General features: G+C 61.6%; 19 protein-coding genes. 7 read left to right on the top strand and 12 right to left on the bottom strand.

Going from position 1 to position 18,889, the window contains the following annotated elements; all coding sequences use genetic code 11:
- Nucleotides 1-76: 76 nt before the first annotated feature.
- Nucleotides 77-901, top strand: a complete 825-nt coding sequence (locus tag HGO38_RS00515; protein ID WP_250953965.1) for an SDR family oxidoreductase — start codon at nucleotides 77-79, stop codon at nucleotides 899-901.
- A 64-nt stretch (nucleotides 902-965) separates the two neighbouring features.
- Here the strand turns inward: HGO38_RS00515 and HGO38_RS00510 are convergent, their stop codons facing one another.
- The 3 genes from HGO38_RS00510 to HGO38_RS00500 all read right to left on the bottom strand — a co-directional run bounded on the left by HGO38_RS00510 (nucleotide 966) and on the right by HGO38_RS00500 (nucleotide 2,651).
- Nucleotides 966-1,307: a RidA family protein gene (locus tag HGO38_RS00510; protein ID WP_250953964.1), complete on the bottom strand. Its 342-nt coding sequence runs from the start codon at nucleotides 1,305-1,307 to the stop codon at nucleotides 966-968.
- 93 nt (nucleotides 1,308-1,400) lie between these two features.
- Nucleotides 1,401-1,739, bottom strand: coding sequence for a protein tyrosine phosphatase family protein (locus HGO38_RS00505; RefSeq protein WP_250953963.1), 339 nt, complete (start codon nucleotides 1,737-1,739; stop codon nucleotides 1,401-1,403).
- A gap of 78 nt (nucleotides 1,740-1,817) precedes the next feature.
- Entirely contained in the window at nucleotides 1,818-2,651 is an 834-nt protein-coding gene (locus HGO38_RS00500) for an aldose 1-epimerase family protein (RefSeq protein ID WP_250953962.1), read from the bottom strand.
- Nucleotides 2,652-2,872: 221 nt separating this feature from the next.
- Here HGO38_RS00500 and HGO38_RS00495 point away from each other — a divergent pair, with 221 nt between their 5' ends.
- Nucleotides 2,873-4,225 carry a L,D-transpeptidase family protein gene (locus HGO38_RS00495; protein WP_502941476.1) on the top strand — a complete coding sequence of 451 codons (1,353 nt, stop codon included), beginning with the start codon at nucleotides 2,873-2,875 and terminating at the stop codon, nucleotides 4,223-4,225.
- A gap of 107 nt (nucleotides 4,226-4,332) precedes the next feature.
- Here HGO38_RS00495 and HGO38_RS00490 read toward each other — a convergent pair whose 3' ends face one another.
- From HGO38_RS00490 to HGO38_RS00455, 8 genes are all read right to left on the bottom strand, one after another.
- The gene (locus tag HGO38_RS00490; protein WP_250953961.1) at nucleotides 4,333-5,052 is read right to left on the bottom strand and encodes an AAA family ATPase; all 720 of its coding nucleotides are present in this window, start codon (nucleotides 5,050-5,052) and stop codon (nucleotides 4,333-4,335) included.
- A 221-nt stretch (nucleotides 5,053-5,273) separates the two neighbouring features.
- On the bottom strand, nucleotides 5,274-6,419 hold the full coding sequence (locus tag HGO38_RS00485) for an iron-containing alcohol dehydrogenase (RefSeq protein ID WP_250953960.1): 1,146 nt from the start codon (nucleotides 6,417-6,419) through the stop codon (nucleotides 5,274-5,276).
- Nucleotides 6,416-7,801, bottom strand: coding sequence for an aldehyde dehydrogenase family protein (locus HGO38_RS00480; RefSeq protein ID WP_250953959.1), 1,386 nt, complete (start codon nucleotides 7,799-7,801; stop codon nucleotides 6,416-6,418). Before HGO38_RS00480 ends, HGO38_RS00485 begins: the two co-directional genes overlap by 4 nt.
- A gap of 17 nt (nucleotides 7,802-7,818) precedes the next feature.
- The gene (locus HGO38_RS00475; RefSeq protein WP_250953958.1) at nucleotides 7,819-8,235 is read right to left on the bottom strand and encodes a type II toxin-antitoxin system VapC family toxin; all 417 of its coding nucleotides are present in this window, start codon (nucleotides 8,233-8,235) and stop codon (nucleotides 7,819-7,821) included.
- Nucleotides 8,228-8,710: a helix-turn-helix domain-containing protein gene (locus HGO38_RS00470; RefSeq protein WP_250953957.1), complete on the bottom strand. Its 483-nt coding sequence runs from the start codon at nucleotides 8,708-8,710 to the stop codon at nucleotides 8,228-8,230. The genes HGO38_RS00475 and HGO38_RS00470 overlap by 8 nt, the downstream gene beginning before the upstream one ends.
- An 82-nt stretch (nucleotides 8,711-8,792) precedes the next feature.
- Entirely contained in the window at nucleotides 8,793-10,163 is a 1,371-nt protein-coding gene (locus HGO38_RS00465; RefSeq protein ID WP_250953956.1) for a glutamine synthetase family protein, read from the bottom strand.
- A 106-nt stretch (nucleotides 10,164-10,269) separates the two neighbouring features.
- On the bottom strand, nucleotides 10,270-11,835 hold the full coding sequence (locus tag HGO38_RS00460) for an amino acid permease (protein ID WP_250953955.1): 1,566 nt from the start codon (nucleotides 11,833-11,835) through the stop codon (nucleotides 10,270-10,272).
- A gap of 120 nt (nucleotides 11,836-11,955) precedes the next feature.
- Complete coding sequence (locus HGO38_RS00455; RefSeq protein ID WP_250953954.1) at nucleotides 11,956-12,726, bottom strand: N-formylglutamate amidohydrolase; 771 nt, start codon at nucleotides 12,724-12,726, stop codon at nucleotides 11,956-11,958.
- A 175-nt stretch (nucleotides 12,727-12,901) separates the two neighbouring features.
- On the opposite strand from HGO38_RS00455, the gene HGO38_RS00450 reads away from it, so the two are divergent.
- The 5 genes from HGO38_RS00450 to HGO38_RS00430 all read left to right on the top strand — a co-directional run bounded on the left by HGO38_RS00450 (nucleotide 12,902) and on the right by HGO38_RS00430 (nucleotide 17,888).
- Entirely contained in the window at nucleotides 12,902-13,774 is an 873-nt protein-coding gene (locus tag HGO38_RS00450; protein ID WP_250953953.1) for a MurR/RpiR family transcriptional regulator, read from the top strand.
- 161 nt (nucleotides 13,775-13,935) lie between these two features.
- Complete coding sequence (locus HGO38_RS00445) at nucleotides 13,936-15,045, top strand: ABC transporter substrate-binding protein (protein WP_250953952.1); 1,110 nt, start codon at nucleotides 13,936-13,938, stop codon at nucleotides 15,043-15,045.
- 98 nt (nucleotides 15,046-15,143) lie between these two features.
- A complete protein-coding gene (locus HGO38_RS00440) occupies nucleotides 15,144-16,037 on the top strand; it encodes an ABC transporter permease (RefSeq protein WP_250953951.1) in 894 nt (297 codons plus the stop codon).
- Nucleotides 16,034-16,816 carry an ABC transporter permease gene (locus tag HGO38_RS00435; RefSeq protein ID WP_250953950.1) on the top strand — a complete coding sequence of 261 codons (783 nt, stop codon included), beginning with the start codon at nucleotides 16,034-16,036 and terminating at the stop codon, nucleotides 16,814-16,816. The genes HGO38_RS00440 and HGO38_RS00435 overlap by 4 nt, the downstream gene beginning before the upstream one ends.
- Before the next feature lie 13 nt (nucleotides 16,817-16,829).
- Complete coding sequence (locus tag HGO38_RS00430; protein WP_250953949.1) at nucleotides 16,830-17,888, top strand: ABC transporter ATP-binding protein; 1,059 nt, start codon at nucleotides 16,830-16,832, stop codon at nucleotides 17,886-17,888.
- A gap of 9 nt (nucleotides 17,889-17,897) precedes the next feature.
- On the opposite strand, the gene HGO38_RS00425 is transcribed toward HGO38_RS00430, so the two are convergent.
- Entirely contained in the window at nucleotides 17,898-18,869 is a 972-nt protein-coding gene (locus HGO38_RS00425) for a GlxA family transcriptional regulator (protein ID WP_250953948.1), read from the bottom strand.
- Nucleotides 18,870-18,889: the final 20 nt, after the last annotated feature.

The following is an 18,889-nucleotide window of genomic DNA, read 5'->3' as shown; positions in this document are numbered from 1 at the left end:
ACGCCATAGCAACGGTTATGCCACGCTATCCGATACAATAGATAGGGACCAGTCCCATTCGACAAAGAGGATCGACATGACCAAGACTGTTCTCATTACCGGCGCCTCGTCAGGCATAGGTCGCGCCAGCGCCAGGCTCTTCCAGTCCGAAGGGTTCAACGTCATCGCAACCATGCGCGATCCACGGGCGGCGGGCGAACTCAATGAATTGCCAAATGTCCATGTCACCCGTCTCGACCTGGAGGACGAAACGAGCATCGAAGCCGCCATTGCCACCGGCATCCAACGCTTCGGCAAGATCGACGTGCTGATCAACAATGCCGGCTACGGCCTGTACGGAATCTTCGAATCGATCCCGAAGGACAGGCTGATGCAGCAGTTCGCCGTCAATGTCTTCGGCGTGATGAACGCAACACGGGCGATCCTGCCGCATTTCCGGGCGAACGGATCCGGCACCATTGTCAATGTCAGTTCCGGCGCGGGACATTTTACCCTGCCGATGATCTCGGCCTATTGCGCCAGCAAATTCGCTCTGGAGGGTTTTTCTGAGGCGCTGGCCTATGAACTGCAGGCCGTCAACATCGGCGTCAAGCTGGTCATCCCGCATGGCGGCGTCGGCGAAACCGCCTTCCAGCAGCGCGCGGCACAGGATTTCGCCAACGAAAACACGCCCGAAGCCTACCTGCCCTTCCTGAACCGCAGCGTCGAGACATTTGCCCGCCTCGGTGGCGCCCTGACCATGACCTCGGCCGATGTCGCCAAGGTTGTGCATGGAGCCGCAACCGACGGCACAGATCGGCTGCGGTATTTCGTTGGCGACGAAACCAGCGGTTGGCTCAAGGCGCGGCGTGAATTGAGCGAGGACGACTACATCGCCTACATGCGCGCCAACTTTGCCTGACATAGGAAAAAGCCGGCGCATCCGATTGGACGCGCCGGCTTTTTGATCTGAACGGACCGCGATATCAGAGAGCAGCGGTCACGATGAACTCGACCTTGTAGTCCGGGGTCGCCAGCGGGGCACCGGATGTTGCGCGGGCCGGCGGGTTTGCCGGGTCGACCCAGCCTTCCCAGACGGCGTTCATTTCGCCGAAGGTCGACATGTCGGAGAGATAGATGAGGGTCTGCAGGATCTTCGACTTGTCGGTGCCGGCGAGCGCCAGCAGGCGATCGACTTCGGCGAGCGCCGATGTCGACTGTTCGGTCACCGTGGTGCCCTCGCCGACCTGGCCGGCCAGGTAAACGGTGTTGCCGTGGACGACTGCGCCGCTCATGCGGGCGCCGGGCTCGATACGCTTGATGGTCATGGATAAACTCCTGATGGTTTGGGGGAAAACGCCGTGCCCTAGGCTGACGGCACGAGAGCAGGCCCAGGCAAAGGCCCGAGCCTTCTGAAACACTCAGCCGCGCAGATGCTGGCTTTTTTCATAGATGGCGGTCGAGCGCGCGCCGGAACGGCAATAGCCGAGCATCGGCCGGTCGAAATCGTCGAGCGCATCGACCATGCCGGCCACCGCCTCGGCGGTCACGCCCATCGGGCCGACCGGCACATGGGCAATCTTCAGGCCCAGCTCTTCGGCGCGCTCGGCAATGGCCGCAAAGGTCGGCTGATCGGCCTCTTCATGGTCCGGACGATGGCAGACGATCGACTTGAAGCCGAGCGCCTTGATGGTGTCGAGGTCCTCGATGGCGATCTGCCCGCTGACGGAATATTCGTCGTTGATCTCTCGGATGTTCATCGCCTGATCCCTCTTTTCGATAACGGGTGACACATCTACGATGGCACGCCCGAACCGTCAATCGCTGCTAGAAGCTGCTCACACAAACGCGAAGGACAGCGCGTATGCGCGCGCCTCCCCGGGCGTCAAAAGATCAAGTTCGCCCCGTTCGGCAAGCTGCGCCCGGCCCTCCCAGCGATGCGACACCGGCTCGATGCCCAGCACATGGGCCGGAGCGCGCTGGTTGCGCCAGACCTGCAGGAAGGGCAGCGTGTCGGTCTTGAACCGGACCCGCAGCGTCAGTCCACCGATGGCAGCGATCGGCCCGAGCCGCAATTCCGCCCATCCGTGATCGCCGGCCCTCGCCGGAACGCAGAATATGCCGCCATCCGCTTCGCCGAAGGTCCAGGCAAATCCGCCGCCCTCCAGCATGGCGCCTTGAAGCCGCACCGCATCGTCGAACAGCCGGGCACCGATATTCATGTGATACATCAGCATGGCGGGGAACGGCGTGTCGCCGGTATTGACCACCCGGTCGGCCAGAAACACCTCGCCGCTGTCGCCATCGATCGACCAGGACCGCTCCAGCCGCGCCGTGCCGCCATCGGCCAGATCAACCGGAACCAAAGCCGTGCATTGCGCATTGCCGCTGTCAGTGACCGATGTGAGGATCTCTGCCGGATGAGACGAGAACGAACCATGCAGCGGATAGCGGCCGGTATGACCTTGGCCGATCGGTTCGGGATGGCGGATATGATCCGGGCCGCAGGTGAACAGAAAACCCTGCAGCGAATGGTCGATGCGCGGATCGCCGTCGTCGGGAATGGCCCTGCCCGGTGCCAGATCGACGCCGTTCACCACACACGCGCCGATATCGAGGACCGAGCCTGCATCAAGCGCCAGAACCGGACCCGATTTGGCCTTGAATTCCATAGTGTTACTCCTATCTACCGGTGCAGCACCGCCCGCTGTGATCCCCAGCAAGACCTAAAGGACAAAGGCCGGTTCTTCAAGACGCGCCGAAGCAGGCGTGGTCGCAAGGCCGCAGGCAACGGGCCAAAGGAAATTTACCGATTGTTCACTGCGAATTCACCTTTTCCACATTAGGGTCAAAATTACCGTGTTTGTCGCATCAGAAATTAACGGGAAGAATCATGAGCGTGAATGACATGTGGAAAGCCGGCCTGGTTTTGACCGCACTGGCAAGCGAGCCGGCCTTGCTGGGCTCAGCCGCTTATGCGCAGGCTCCCTATGGCGCTCCGATGGGCGAAACAGTTCTGGTCGCGCCGAATGGCGATCTTCTCGACTACGTGCCGGAACGCGGCGCCGTGATCATCAGCCGCGACCGCATGGGCAGAACCGTGCTGATCGACAATTTCGGCAATGTGGTGGCCACCGAAGTGCCGGCCGAAACCTACTTTCCGCAGGTCCGCCGCAACCGCTATCCGGTGGAATACCAGGATGCGCCGCCGACCGACGCCTGGGGCAACGAACAGGTCACCACCGGAACCATCGCGCCCGTCGAGCGCCAGCCGCTTGACCAGTCCTTTCCCGATGACGTGACGACCGAGATGACCTCCATCGAGCCGCAGTCGGAAACTCTGCCGCAGTCGGAAGCCGTGCCGCGCCACGACATGAAGCCGACCATTGCCGTCAAGACCCGTTCCCGGCCGGAGATCACCGCGCTGCAGGTCTTCCTCGACCGTGAAGGCATGTCGCCCGGCGTCATCGACGGCAAGATGGGCAGCAATGTCGACAAGTCGATTGCCGCCTGGCAGGAAAAGACCGGCGAGACGCTGGATCCCAACAACACAGACGACATCATCGAACGCCTGCGCTTTTCCGGCGGACTGGCGATCACCAGCTATACCATTACACCAGGCGATGCCGCTGGTCCCTTTGTCGCGGAAATTCCCGAGGACTATAGCCAGAAGGCGCTCTTGCCGTCTCTGGCCTATACCTCGACCATCGAAATGCTGGCCGAACGCTTCCACATGGATGAGGCCTATCTGAAAGAGCTCAATCCCGAAGCCGATTTCACCATTCCCGGCACGACGATCAAGGTCGTCAATCCCGGCGAGCCGATGACCGGCAAGGTGGCCCGCATCGTCGCCGACAAGGGCCGCAAGCAGGTCTTTGCCTATGACGAATTCAACACCCTGATTTCGGCCTATCCCGCCAGCATTGGCTCGTCCGACACGCCGTCACCGTCGGGCCTGGTCAATGTCGAGCGCGTCGCGCTCAATCCCGGCTATACCTACAATCCGAAGATCAATTTCCAGCAGGGCGCCAATGACAAGGTGCTCAACATTCCGCCAGGGCCGAACGGTCCGGTCGGAACGGTGTGGATGGCGCTCTCCAAGCCGACCTATGGCATCCATGGCACGCCGGAGCCTTCCAAGATCGGCCGCACCCAGAGCCACGGCTGCATCCGCCTGACCAATTGGGATGCGACTGAACTGGCCAAGATGGTGCAACCCGGCGTCACCGTCGAGTTCGTCGACTGATCGCAGACCCTGTTACAGAACGCAAAAAATGCCCGCCTTCTTTTTTGAGAAAGCGGGCATTTTTCATGGATCGTCCTGGGAGGTGACGATGGGCAGAAGGTGGGTAATCAGGCAGCCTTGCCGACCAGGCGCAGGAAGCGGCGCGGCCGCATCGAGCGGATCACCTTGACCGGCAGCAGGCGCATCACTTCGCTGGCAAAGCCTTGCGAATTCTCGCGCGCCTTGTCGAGATTGCTGACGCGGGCCGGATCCATCGAATAGAGCGTGCCGCCACAGTCGAAGATGTCGCGAAACGCATTGCGCTCGGCAATCGGCGTATTGATGACATTGACGCCGCGGGCGGCCAGAAGGCCCTTGATCGTCAAAAGCGCCCGCGTCGTCACCATCGAGGCAACGCGGGTCAGCACGACGGAATGGGCGATGGTCATCTTGCCGGTGTCTTCCATCAGCTTGATCAGGTCGATGATCTGGGCGGCGCCACGGGCATCCATGGCACAGCCCTGCACCGGAATCATCACATGGTCGGACAGGCCGATCGCCATGGTCACCAGCGCATCACGGGCGCCGGCCAGGTCGATGACGACATAGTCGGAGTCGCGGCTGGCTTCGCGGATATGTCCCTGCAGCGATGCCACAGACACTTCCGAGATCACCTCGATATTGAACTGCGGGCCGGAAATCTCGTGCCATTGCGTGATCCAGTGCTGCGGATCGGCATCGAGGATGGTGATGCGGTAGCCTTGATGAGCAAGTTCGGTGGCAAGCAGAAGGGCAGCTGTCGTTTTGCCGGCTCCGCCTTTGGCATTGGCAAATGAGATGACTGGCATGGAATTCCTCGTCGGTATGAAAGAGCCATTCATCGCTCTAAAGGCTTCCTGCATCATAGGGCCCGGTTAATGCAGTCTTTCTAAAATTAGTTAATTTTCCCCAAAGATCAGAGCAAAATCCCCCACCCCATTTCTTGTGGGGGAGAACTAAGGTCCTGCCGCAAAACGACAAAAGCCCGCGACGGGGTCGCGGGCCTTGTCGTCGAAAAGACTTCGGGGCGTCAGAAGCAGTCGGCAAACAGCGCCTTGGTGTTTTCCAGCGTCATCGCCACCGGATTGCCGCCGGCGCTCGGGTCCTCGATCGCCATGGCCGAGAGTTCATCGATGCGGTCGGGGGCAATGCCCATCGCCGTCAGGTTTTGCGGAACATGCAGCTCGGAACGCAGCGCCAGCACGTAGTCGTAGAACCCGTCGAACCCGCCGGAAATTCCGAGATAGGCGGCCGCCCGCTCGATCTTGTCCTCGATGACGGCGCGGTTGAAGCGCAGCACCGGCGGCATCACGACGGCATTGGTCATGCCGTGATGGGTATTGTAGACCGCGCCGATCGGATGGGACAGCGCATGGATGGCGCCTAGCCCCTTCTGGAAGGCGGTGGCGCCCATGGCGGCCGCCGACATCATGTTGGTGCGCGCTTCGAGATCGGCGCCGTCCTTATAGGCGCGCGGCAGGAATTCCTTGACCAGCCGCATGCCTTCGAGCGCAATACCCTGGCTCATCGGATGATAGAAGGGCGAGGAATAGGCCTCCAGGCAATGGGCAAAGGCATCCATGCCGGTGCCGGCGGTGATCACCTTCGGCATGCCCATGGTCAGTTCCGGATCGCAGATCACGACGCCCGGCAGGAATTTCGGATGGAAGATGATCTTCTTCACATGGGTCTGCGAATTGGTGATGACCGAGGCGCGGCCGACTTCCGATCCGGTGCCGGCCGTGGTCGGCACGGCGACGATCGGCGCGATGCCTTCGGAATTGGCCCGCGTCCACCAGTCGCCGATATCCTCGAAATCCCAGACCGGCCGGGTCTGGCCGGCCATGAAGGCCACGCATTTGCCGAGATCGAGGCCCGAGCCGCCGCCAAAGGCAACGACGCCATCATGGCCGCCATCCTTGAAGGCCTTGACGCCGGCCTCGAGGTTCTTCTCGTTCGGGTTCGGATCGACATCGGCGAAGATCGCCCGGCCAAGCCCCCCTTCTTCGAGGATGTCGAGGGCGGCCTGGGTGATCTGCATCGAGGCCAGGCCTCGGTCGGTCACCAGCAGCGGATTTTTGATGCCGAGCGTCTTGCAGGCATCGGCCAGTTCCTTGATCCGGCCGCGGCCCATCTTGATGGCGGTGGGATAGCTCCAGTTGGCGACGATGTTCATTTCGTGACTTTCTTCAAGTGGTAGGATTTCGGACGGGTCAGGTTCTGGAAGCCGATGACCGAGAGCGAGCCGCCCTTGCCGGTTTCCTTGCAGCCGGTCCAGCACAGCGCCGGATCGAGATAGTCGGCACGGTTCATGAAGACGGTACCGGTCTCGATATCGCGGCCGATGCGGGCGGCACGCTCCGGATCCTGGGTCCACAGGGACGCCGTCAGGCCATAGGGGCTGTCGTTCATCAGCGCCAGGGCCTCCTCGTCACTTTTGACCTTCATGATACCAACCGCCGGACCGAAAGTCTCGTCCTTCATGAAGGCCATTGAGTGGTCTACGTCGACCAGAACCTGCGGCATGATATAGGCGCCACCGTCATCGGCCGGAAACAGCTTTGGATCGACCAGCGCCTTGGCGCCCTTGGCCACCGCGTCAGTGATCTGCTCGCGCACCACCTTGGCAAAACGCTTGTTGGCCATCGGACCGAGCGAGGTGTCCGGATCGAGCGGATTGCCGAGCTTGTAATTCGACACCCAGGCAACCGACTTCTCGACAAAGCTGTCGAACAGTGATTCATGCACATAGATGCGTTCAATGCCGCAGCAGCACTGGCCGGAATTAAAGGTGGCGCCGTCCATCAGCGTATCGACGGCCGCCTCCAGATCGGCATCCTCCATCACATAGCCCGGATCTTTGCCGCCGAGTTCGAGGCCGAGCCCGGCGAAGGTGCCGGCAGCAGCTCGCTCGATCGACCGGCCGCCCTCGACGGAACCGGTGAAATTGATGAAATTGAAACTGCCGGCGGCAATCAGCGCTGATGTGGTCGCATGATCGAGGAACAGGTTGATGAACACGTCTTCCGGCACACCCGCCTCGACAAAGGCCCGCACCATGCGCTCGCCGACCAGCAATGTCTGGGTGGCATGCTTGATGACGACGGTATTGCCGGCCATAAGCGCCGGCGCCACCGTATTGATCGCCGTCATATAGGGATAGTTCCACGGCGCGATGACGAAGACCACGCCCTGCGGCTCGCGCTCGATGCGGCGCTCGAAGCTGGCGCTCGCCTCGATCACCAGCGGCGCCAATGCATCGGCGGCAATCGTCGCCACGTAGTTGGAACGCTCGTTGAAGCCCTTGAATTCGCCGCCATAGCGCACCGGCCGGCCCATCATATGGGCCAGTTCCGGCACCACCTCGTCGACCATCTCGTTGAGCCGCGCGACGCCCTTCAGCACGAGCTGTACGCGCTCTTCGAGAGGACGGCGCGCCCAGCTCTTCTGCGCCTTGCGGGCCCGCGCCACGGCAGCGCTCGCCGCCTCCAGCGACAGGGCGGGACGTTCGGCATAAACCGATCCGTCGATCGGCGAAATGCATTGGATCATTGTCATTGTCGTCTCCAAACAGCCTAGCAGGCCAGTACTCTCACATGTCCGGCCGCGCCATAGGACAGAATGGCGCGATCGCGGGTTATAATGGTCAGATCATGCTCGCGCGCGGTCGCGATCAGGATGCGGTCGATCGGATCCTTGTGGATCGGCTGCGGCAGGAAACAGGACGCGATGAATGTATCGGCTGTTACCGGTTGCTCAGCGACCGCGGCGTCCTGCCGGAATCCATCATACCAACGCTTCGCATCCTTCGTCTCCCGGATACGCCCTCTTGACACCAACATAGCCATTTCCCAGGCGGTTGCTACCGAGACGAAGACCGGAACTCCTGTCGTTTGGCAGTCAATTACGGCGTCGCGCGCCTCTGCTGCAACGAACTCCTTGTGAGTCATCCAGATGACAGCACAGGTATCCAGCAGGAGGCCGCTACTCATTGTAGAGCTTCTCACCCCATTCCACATCCCAATCCATGGGCGCGGTCAAATCGACGCCCGGCATGATCGTGATCGTTCCCGCCATGCATCCGAATATGGGAGGAAGCTCTATCAGCGTGCCGTCGTCCTTCTCCATCCAGCGCTTGCCGTCCTTGTAGATGATGTCGTCCGGCCCGAACATCTTGCCGGTCGGCATCCAGCCGGGCGGGCTGCCGGGATAGAGATCGTAAGGCTTCTGCTTCTCCTCCTCGAAACCGGTGACCACGCTCTCGCCGCGGCGGTGAATCGCCACCGTCTCCAGCGGCACACCCAGAAAGACGGAAATGGCATCCTGCTCCTCGGCGCTCATTTTGCGGTCGCCCTTCAGCATGCGCGAAACGGAACTCGGGTCGAGGCCAAGAAAGGCGGCCAGTTCCCGAGCCGACGCCCCCTTGCGCTCAAGCTCGCGGTAAAACCATTCACTGTCGATCGCCATCGCAATACCTCCAACTCACTATGCGGAAACGTAGCACGATATTGATTTTTCGACAATCGTCCGGCCCATAATTGCGATTATCTCAAGCCCGCTCGAACCCTCTCGCCACCTCCCAGTCGGTGATCTTGCGGTCGTATTCCTCCTGCTCCCATTCGGCAGCGCGGACGTAGTGATCGATCACGGCATCGCCAAAGGCCGCGCGCAGCATGGCGGAGCCGGACAGCGCCTCGGTCGCCGAGCGCAAGGTGCGCGGGATTTCGCGGGCTTCCGCAGCGCCATAGGCATCTCCGGTAAAGGCCGGCTCCAGTTCCATCGCCTTCTCGATGCCGTCGATGCCGGCCGCCAGAAGGGCCGCCATGGCGAGATAGGGGTTGAGATCGGAGCCACCGACCCGGCATTCGACGCGGATGCCCTTGGAGCCCTCGCCGCAGAGGCGATAGCCGGCGGTGCGGTTGTCCTTCGACCAGATCGCCTTGGTCGGCGCAAAGGTGCCGGCCATGAAGCGCTTGTAGGAATTGATATAGGGCGCCAGAAAGTAGGTGATCTCGCTGGCATGGGCCAAAAGGCCGGCCATGTAATGCTTCATGGTCGAGGACATGCCGTAGGTGCCGTTCTCGTCGAAGAACATCGGCACCTTGCCATCGATGCTCCACAGCGACTGGTGGATATGCGACGAGGAGCCTGCCGCATTGTAGTGCCACTTGGCGAGGAAGGTGATCGCCTTGCCCTTCGACCAGGCGATTTCCTTGCAGGCATTCTTGATGATCACATGCCGGTCGGCCATATCCAGCACTTCGGCATAGCGCACGTTGATTTCCTCCTGGCCGGCGGACGCCTCGCCCTTGGAGTTTTCAACCGGGATGCCGGCGCCCTGCAGACCCTTGCGGATCGCCCGCATCACATCCTCTTCCTTGGTGGTCTGGAAGATATGGTAGTCCTCGTTATAGGGGCTGGCGAGCTTCAGGTCGCGATAGCCCGACGCATGGGCCTGTTCATAGGTCTGGTCGAACAGGAAAAATTCCAGCTCCGTCGCCATGAAGGCCTTCAGGCCCATGGCCTCCAGCCGGGCCACCTGCTTTTTCAGGATGGCGCGCGGCGAATGGGGCACGTCTTCATGGGTGGCGTGATCCTGCATGTCGCAGAGCACGAGGGCGGTGCCCTCCAGCCACGGCACGCGGCGCAGCGTCGAAAGGTCCGGCTTCATCGTATAGTCGCCATAGCCCTTTTCCCAGCTGGTGGCCGCGTAACCGGAAACGGTTTCCATCTCCATGTCGGTCGCCAGCAGATAGTTACAGCTGTGGGTTTCCTTGTAGGCGCTTTCCACGAAGAACTCCGCCTGGAAGCGCTTACCCATCAACCGGCCCTGCATATCGACTTGGGCTGCCAGAACCGTATCGATGCGGCCTTCGGCAACATCTCTCTTCAGATCGTCGAATGTGTAACTGGTGCTCATAACGCTTGGGTCCCGTGATTGGCCGAGAATGCAGGTTCAGTCCGTAATCCTATGGAAAACGTGGCAGGCGGCGACCGCGCAAGCGGCCCCCGCCCGGAATGCGCGATCAGATTTCGCCGACCGCCTTTTCAGCAGCGAGAATCTCGGCTTTGCGCTTTTCGATCATGTCGCCGATCGGCGGCCCCTGGAAACGCTTCGCCTCGAAAGCAAACCAGATGATGACGGCCAGAACGATGAAGCCGACGGTGATGGCAAAGACCTTGTCGTTCGGCGGCTGAATGGCGATGTAGATGATGATCAGCATGCCGATGGTGGCCAGGACAGCGACCAATTTATACAAGCCGGCGCCCAGATCCCACGGGCCCGCCGCCGGCCATTTCGATGTCCCGAAGGCGAAAATGCCAAGAACGATCGGCGACAGGAACGACAGAAACAGAAAGATCAGGGTCGCGTTGACAACGGTGACGTAGAGGCTGGCCTCGCCGACGGAGACGAACAGCGCGCCCCAGACGAAAAGCACTTCAAGAACGCCAGCCGTCCAGATCGCGGTGACCGGCGTGCGATATTTGGGGCTGACCGACGACAGCGCCTTGGAGCCGACCGGAAGACCCTTGTCGCGGGAGAAGGCGAAGATCATACGGGAGGCTGAGGTCACCGTGGCAAGGCCGCACAGAAATTGCGCGACGAAGATGGCAACATACAGAACAGTGACCAGCCATGCCGGCATGATCGTGTTGACCGTGTAGAAGAAGACGTTCCAGCCTTGTTTTGCGCCTTCCGCCATATCCGGGATGGCAATCACGAACGCGCTGAGCATGATCCAGCCGGCAAGCGACGACCACAGGACAGATAATACGATCGAGCGCGGCACCGAATGGGCAGCCTTCTTCGTTTCTTCTGACGTATGGGCCGAGGCATCGTAACCGGTAATCGTATAGATCGGCAAAAGCAGACCCAGACCGAAAATATACCACATGCTGTCGGACTGCGGCCAAACATTGCCGCCGATTTCACCGGAATTGTTGGTGAAGGTCCAAAGGCGGCTGATCTCCCAGGTCGGTGCAAAAAGCAGGCAGGCGATCGTCAGCACGGCAGCCGTCACCAGGATGAGCGAGCCCGAGAAGTCGGTCAGCTTGGCGGTCAGGCTGATGCCGAAATGGTTGATCAGCACCTGAACGACCGTGAAACCGGCCACCAGCAGGACTTGGGTTGCAGGCGATACCAGGCCGTCCTCGCCCAAAAGGCCAAGCTGTGCGCCGAAAGTGCCGCCGAGAAACAGCGCCGTGCCGATGTTGATCGCGCCCAGCACGGTGATGAGGCCGAGAAGGTTCAGCCACGCCGTCAGCCAACCGGTGAAGCGGTTGCCGAGGATCGAAGACCAGTGATAGAGGCCGCCGGCCGTTGGATAGGCAGACGCAATCTGCGCCATTCCAAGGGCGAAAAAGGCGGAAATGATGCAGCCGACCGGCCAACCGATGCCGATGGCAGCACCGCCCACGCCGGATGTCGCCTGGGCCAGCGAATTGATGCCGCCGGATAGAATGCAAATAATCGAAAATGAAATCGCGAAGTTCGAGAACGAGCTCATGCTTCGCTCAAGTTCCTGGGCATAGCCCATGGAATGCAGGACATGCATATCCTGCTTTTTATCTGTTTCCGAATAGTCCGACATGACGTCCCCCGTTTTCCGATCGCCCACGGAATTGCGGGCGAAATGGCTCCATCTTTTGCCGTCGGCTTTGCCGATCGGCCGGATTGCAGTTCAACTGCTCCCTGGGGTCAGTTATTGTGTCTAGCGGGCGTCCAGAGACGCCTTGATCAATCCCGCCAGATATTCGGCCATGACCCCTTGGCCAACGTCGTCTGCGATCAGGTCGTTGCGGACCTCGATCATCACATTCATCAATCCATTCGGCAGCGCATGCAACTTCAGGCTATGCGTCACGCCATCGGCCGGACCGTAAGGGGCGTTGCGCTCGACGCGGAAATCCGAACCCTTCGCCGCCTCCGCCAGCATGCCGTCGGCCAGCCGGCTGTCCTCGTCATGCAGGATGCCGATCTCGACCGCCCGGCGCTCGCCCATGTAGACCGGCGTAAAGCTGTGCACGGTCACGACAACGCTTGGCCGCGATTTGGCCTGCCGGTCGGCCAAAACGGCCGCCACCCGATCGTGAAATGGCACGTAAAGCGCTGCGGTACGGGCAAACCGCTCCGCCGCGCTCAGGTCCCGGTTGCCGGGAATCTCGTAGATCTCGCTGCTCTCCGGCATGGCGGCCGGCGATTCCGGCGGGCGGTTGCAATCGTAGATCAGCCGCGAAAAACGCTGGAACACCAGCACGGCATCGAGCCGCAGGGATAACAGCCGCGACAGCGCCAACGCGCCCGGATCCCAGGCGATGTGGCTCCAAAGCGCCTCTTCGCTCAAGCCCAGATCGCCGGCCTGAAGCGGCAGGGTGCGCGATGCATGCTCGCACACCAGAACCACCTGGCCGGTGCCGTCGATATTTTCCACGGCAACGGCATCGCCGTCCGCCTTGGTCAAAATATCCGACCTCAAGAGCATGCCACAAACCTTTCGGAAACCTTAACTCCACCCGCCGAAGAGAATTCTTCAGGTTTGAGGCAGTGTCAATCGGCAAACTGAAAAATTCTCTTCATCGTGCCGGATTGACACGCTGCCCTTTGCCCCTGATAGATTTGTGACAGCCGGCAGAAGATCGGTCAGGGGGAAATGAAACGTGTCCAATTCATCAAGGACCGTATCGGACGTCATTCATGCCCATTTCGGCGGGCTCACCCGTGCCGAGCGGCAACTGGCCGAAAGCCTGCTGGACAATTATCCGGTGTCGGGCCTTGGCAGTATGACGACCGTGGCCGAGAACGCCCGCGTCTCGACGCCAACGGTTGCCCGCATGGTGCAGAAGCTCGGCTACAAAGGCTACCCGGAATTCCAGGCCCACCTGCACCAGGAGCTGGAAGCGACGATTTCCAACCCGATCGCCAAGCACGACCGCTGGGCGGCCAACGCGCCGGGCACCCATATTCTCAACCGCTTTGCCGAAGCCGTGATGAGCAACATGCGCCAGACGCTAAGCGAGTTGGACACCGTGACCTTCGACGATGCCGCCGGCCTGCTGTCGGATCGCAAGCGCAGCCTCTACTTCGTCGGCGGACGCATCACCGGGGCGCTCGCCGAATATTTCTTCACCCATATGCAGGTCATCCGGCCGAAGACCACGCTGATGTCGTCCAACAGCTCCTCCTGGCCGCAGCATGTGCTGAACATGAGCGCCGGCGACGTGCTGGTGATCTTCGACATCCGCCGCTACGAGGCCGACATGGTGACGCTGGCCGAGGTTGCCAGCCGGGCCGGCATCGAGATCATCTTATTTACCGACCAGTGGACGTCACCGGTCGCAAAGCTTGCCCGGCATGCCTTCAAGGTCCAGATCGAAGCGCCCTCCGCCTGGGATTCCTCGGTTGTGACGCTGTTCGTCGTCGAGGCGCTGATCGAAGCCGTCCAGAACACCGCCTGGGACGAAACCCGCGAGCGCATGAACACGCTGGAAGGCCTGTTCGAGCAGGCGCGCCTGTTTCGCAAGCCGCGCTGACGCTCAAAAAGACAGAGGGAGGGAAGGAGAAAAAACGTTTGTCAATTCAAGGAACCGCCGGCGCTGACGGATGCCGATTGGGAGCGGAGCAACCGTCATACAACTATCATGCAAGCCGACTAACAGTCGCGCGACGCTGAAATCCAACAAGGAGAGAACCAGTGATTTCCAACACCCGCCGCCTACTTTCGCTGACGACCGCCATGGTCGTCGCCTCCACCGCTTTGGCCTCCGCCGCCGAGCCAAGCGCCGACCTGATCGCCGCAGCAAAGGCTGAAGGCGCGCTGACCACCATCGCCCTGCCCCACGACTGGTGCGGCTATGGCGCCGTTATCGATGGCTTCAAGAAGAAGTATCCCGAGATCACGGTCAACGAACTCAACCCGGATGCCGGTTCTGCCGACGAAGTCGAAGCCATCAAGGCCAACAAGGACAACAAGGGGCCGCAGGCGCCTGACGTTGTCGACGTCGGTCTCGCCTTCGGCCCGCAGATGAAGGCCGAAGGCCTGACCATGCCGTACAAGGTCTCCACCTGGGACGAAATTCCGGAAGGCGTCAAGGATGCCGACGGCCACTGGTATGGCGATTACTACGGCGTCATGTCGCTGCTGGTGAACAAGGACCTCGTCAAGGATACCCCGGCCGACTGGTCGGATCTTCTGAAGAAGGACTATGCCGGTCAGGTCGCTCTTGCCGGTGACCCGCGCGCCTCCAACCAGGCCATCCTCGGCGTTCTGGCCGCTGGCCTCGCCTCCGGCGCCAAGGCTGGCAAGGAAGCTGGCGAAGCTGGCCTCAAGTATTTCGGCGAACTGAACAAGGCTGGCAACTTCGTACCGGTTATCGGCAAGTCCGGCACGCTCGCCCAGGGTGCAACCCCGATCGTCGTGATGTGGGACTATAACGCCCTTGCTGCCAAGGACACGCTGGCCGGCAACCCGCCGGTTGAAGTCGTTGTTCCGGCTTCCGGCGTTCTGGCCGGTGTCTACGTGCAGGCGATCTCCGCTTACGCGCCCCACCCGAACGCTGCCAAGCTCTGGATGGAATACCTCTATTCGGACGAAGGTCAGCTGGCCTGGCTGAAGGGCTATTGCCACCCGGCCCGCTTCAACGCGCTGGTCAAGGCCGGCAAGGTTCCGGAAGACCTGCTGAAGGCCCTGCCGCCGGCTGCTTCCTATGAAAAGGCCTACTTCCCGACGCTTGCAGAAGTCGATGCCAACAAGGCTGCCGTCACCGGCGGCTGGGACGCTGTCGTTGGCGCCAACGTCCAGTAATCAGCTCTGACGATTGCCCGCTCCGGCCCCTTTGGCCGGGGCGGTTTTTGCCTTATGAATGAGCCAGCAGCATAAAGACTTGGCGGGGAACAAGCAGAATGCCATCGGACCAACAGAGCTCCCACGCGGTCGCGATACCGCCGAAGCGCAAACTGCCCATGCATTGGCTGGGCGTGCTGCCGTTTTTGATTTTCGTGACGCTTTTCCTGATCATGCCGACCATGCGCATCGTGCTCGGTGCCTTCCAGACCCCGGATGGCGGCCTGACGCTGGACAATATCCGCGGCCTGTTCAAGCCGTCGATCATCGCCGCCTACTGGATCTCCATCAAGATCAGCCTTGCCTCCGCGCTACTCGGCTGCGCCATCGGCTTTGCCGTCTCGGCAGCGGTCGTCCTCGGCGGCCTGCCGCGCGTCATCCGTGGCCCTTTGCTGACCTTTTCCGGCGTCGCCTCGAACTTTGCCGGCGTGCCGCTGGCCTTCGCCTTTCTGGCCACGCTCGGCCCGGTCGGTCTGCTGACGGTCTTTCTCAGGACCCAGTTCGGCCTTGATCTGCGGATGCTCGGCTTCAATCTTCTGTCCTTCTGGGGCCTGACGCTCACCTATCTGTTCTTCCAGATCCCGCTGATGATCCTGATCATCACGCCGGCCCTTGACGGTCTGAAGCGCGAGTGGAAGGAAGCCGCCTCCATTCTCGGCGCCACCGGCCTGCAATATTGGCGCATGGTCGCCTTCCCGATCCTGTTTCCGTCGTTGCTCGGCACCCTGGCCCTGCTGTTTGCCAATGCTTTTGGCGCGGTAGCAACGGCGATTGCCCTGACCGGCTCCTCGCTCAACATCGTGCCGATCCTGCTGTTTGCGCAGATCCGCGGCGACGTGCTCGGCGATCCCCATCTCGGCTATGCGCTCGCCTTCGGCATGATCGTCATCACCGGCATTGCCAATGCCATTTACATCTGGCTGCGCGCCCGCAGCGAAAGGTGGTTGAAATGACCCGCATCTGGTCCTGGGGAGCCCTTTTGTTCGGGCTTCTGTATTTCTTCCTGCCGCTGATCGGCATGACCAATTTCTCACTGAAGATGCGGCGCGGCGAATATTCCTTCGACGCCTATGCCAAGGTGCTCGGCGACCCGCAATTCCAGCAGACCTTCAGCTTTTCAGTGATCATGGCGCTGGTCACCATCATCTTCGGTGTGGCCCTGATCGTGCCGACCGCCTATTGGGTGCGACTGAAAATGCCGTGGCTCAGGCCCTATATCGAATTCATCACCCTGCTGCCGCTGGTCATCCCGGCCATCGTCATCGTCTTCGGCTATATCCGGCTCTACAATACGTCGAGCTGGCTGCCGCTGACCGGCACGATCATGGGCACCAATATCCTGCTGATGTTCGGCTATGCGACGCTCGCTCTTCCCTATATGTACCGCGCCGTCGACACAGGGCTTCGCACCATCGACGTGGCGACGCTGACCGAAGCTGCCCAGAGTCTTGGCGCCGGCTGGGTCACCATCCTGTCGCGCATCATCCTGCCGAATGTGCTGGTGGCCGTGTTGTCGGGGGCCTTCCTGACCTTCGCCATCGTCATCGGCGAATTCACCATGGCCGCCCTGCTCAACCGCCCCGCCTTCGGTCCCTATATGCAGCTTCTGGGCGCCAACCGCGCCTATGAGCCGGCCGCCCTTGCCGTGATCGCCTTCGGCATCACCTGGGGCTGCCTCGGACTGATCCAGCTCGTCTCCCGCCTCCAGAAAACCGCGCCCGCCAAGGCCTGAGGACATTTGCCCGATGACATTTCTAACCCTCAGCAGCATCCAGAAATCCTACGGACCGATCCAGGTCGTCAAGGATTTCAACATGACCATCGAGAAAGGCGAGTTCGTGTCCTTTCTCGGACCCTCCGGCTGTGGCAAGACCACGGTGCTGCGGATGATCGCCGGTTTCGAGACGCCGACCGGCGGCACCGTGACGATCAATGGCAAGAACCAGACGGATCTCAGACCCAACCAGCGCAATATCGGCATGGTATTCCAGGCCTATGCGCTGTTTCCCAACATGACCGTTTTTGAAAATGTCGCCTTCGGCCTGAAGGTGGCCGGCAAGCCCAAGGCCGAGATCGACACCCGCGTCAGGGAAATGCTCGGCCTGATCAAGCTCGATCATCTCGCCGACCGTTATCCCTACCAGATGTCCGGCGGCCAGCAGCAGCGCGTGGCGCTGGCCCGCGCCTTGGCGCCCAAGCCGCAGGTGCTGCTGCTCGACGAGCCGCTCTCGGCGCTCGACGCCAAGATCCGCGTCTCGCTGCGCGAGGAAATCCGCGCCATCCAGCGCCAGCTCGGCATCACCACCGTCTTCGTTACCCATGACCAGGAAGAGGCCCTGTCGATCTCCGACCGCATCGTCGTGATGAATGCCGGCAAGGCCGACCAGATCGGCACGCCGTTCGAGATCTACAACACGCCTTCCACCCGCTTCGTCGCCTCCTTCGTCGGCACGCTCAACCTGATCGACGCGGTCGTCGTCGAGCCGTCGAGCGGCACCGTCAAGATCGGCGAGCAGACCGTGCGCCTGGCAGCCCCCGTGACGCAAGGATCCGGCCAGACCATCCAGCTGGCCCTGCGTCCCGAGGCCGGCTCGCTTGGCGAAGCGGCCAATGGCGATACGGTTCTAAACGGCAAGGTCGTGTCCAGCCATTTCCTCGGCTCGGTCATCCGCACCAAGCTCGATGTCACGGGCCATTCGGTTTCCTTCGACATGTTCAACGATCCAGGCGCTCAGCCGCCCGCCATCGGCGAAACCGTCAGCCTGCGTTTTGCCGCCGAGGACCTGCTGGTCCTGGCCGAATAGCCGAGCGCTCTAAGCCCCGGCGCGCAGCCGCCGCCGGGTCTCCGAGGCGCTTTCGTGATAATGCTCGCGATAGCTGCGGGCAAAGGCCGAGGCCGAGTTGAAGCCGCAAAGGGCTGCGATATCGGCAAAGGCCAGCCGCGTCTCGATCACCTTGCGCCGCGCCGCATTGAGCCTGAGCGCCAGGTAATGCACATGCGGCGGCACGCCGATCGTCTCCAGGAACAGCGTCTGCAGATGCCGCGCACTGATGCCGACACGTTTTGCGAGCCTGGCCAGCGTCAGCGGCTGTTCGATGGTCTCCTCCATCAGCCGCACCGCGAGGCCCACCCGCGGGTCCGCCATGCGCATGCTGCCGGTTGACGGACGCGCCGAGGTCTCGCCGGAGACGCTGGCCTGTTCGTAAATGAACAGCCGCGACACCTCGAGCGCCAGCGAATAGCCATGCCGCCGCCGGATCAGCTCCAGCATCAGGTCGAGCGTCGGCAGCGACCCGCCCGTGGTGATCCGCTTGCCGTCGATCACGTAGCGCTCGCGCACCGCCGCGATCTGCGGATAGGCGGCGGCGAATTCGTCGAAATCCTCCCAATGGGTGGTCGCGGCAAAGCCGTCCAGCAGCGACGCCTCTGCCAGCAGCCAGGTGCCGGATTCGATGCCGGCCATCACAGAGCGATGCCGCGCCGTCTGTGACAGCAGCATTTTCAGCTGCGGCGTGGCGCTACGCTGCCAGTGATAGCTCGACAGCACGAACAGCGGCCCCGTCTCGCGCCCCGGCCGGAACGGCCCATCGACGGGAATCGGAATATGGCTGCGCGTCTCGATCGCCGCACCATCCGGGCTGAAGATCCGCCAGTCGTAGAGATCGAGCCCGGAGATCCGGTTGGCGGCGCGCATCGGCTCGATGACGGAGGCGACCAGGATCAGGTTGGTCTCCGGCAGAACCAGGATATCGACGCCGAGCGTTTCCCCTGATGGGCCGTTCATAGACGCTCCGCCTCCTCAGA

It is taken from the genome of Rhizobium sp. CG5 (assembly GCF_023701945.1).
Classification (GTDB): Bacteria; Pseudomonadota; Alphaproteobacteria; order Rhizobiales; family Rhizobiaceae; genus Allorhizobium.
Note: the sequence above shows the minus strand (reverse complement) of the source record. Positions and strands in the feature narration are given on the sequence as shown.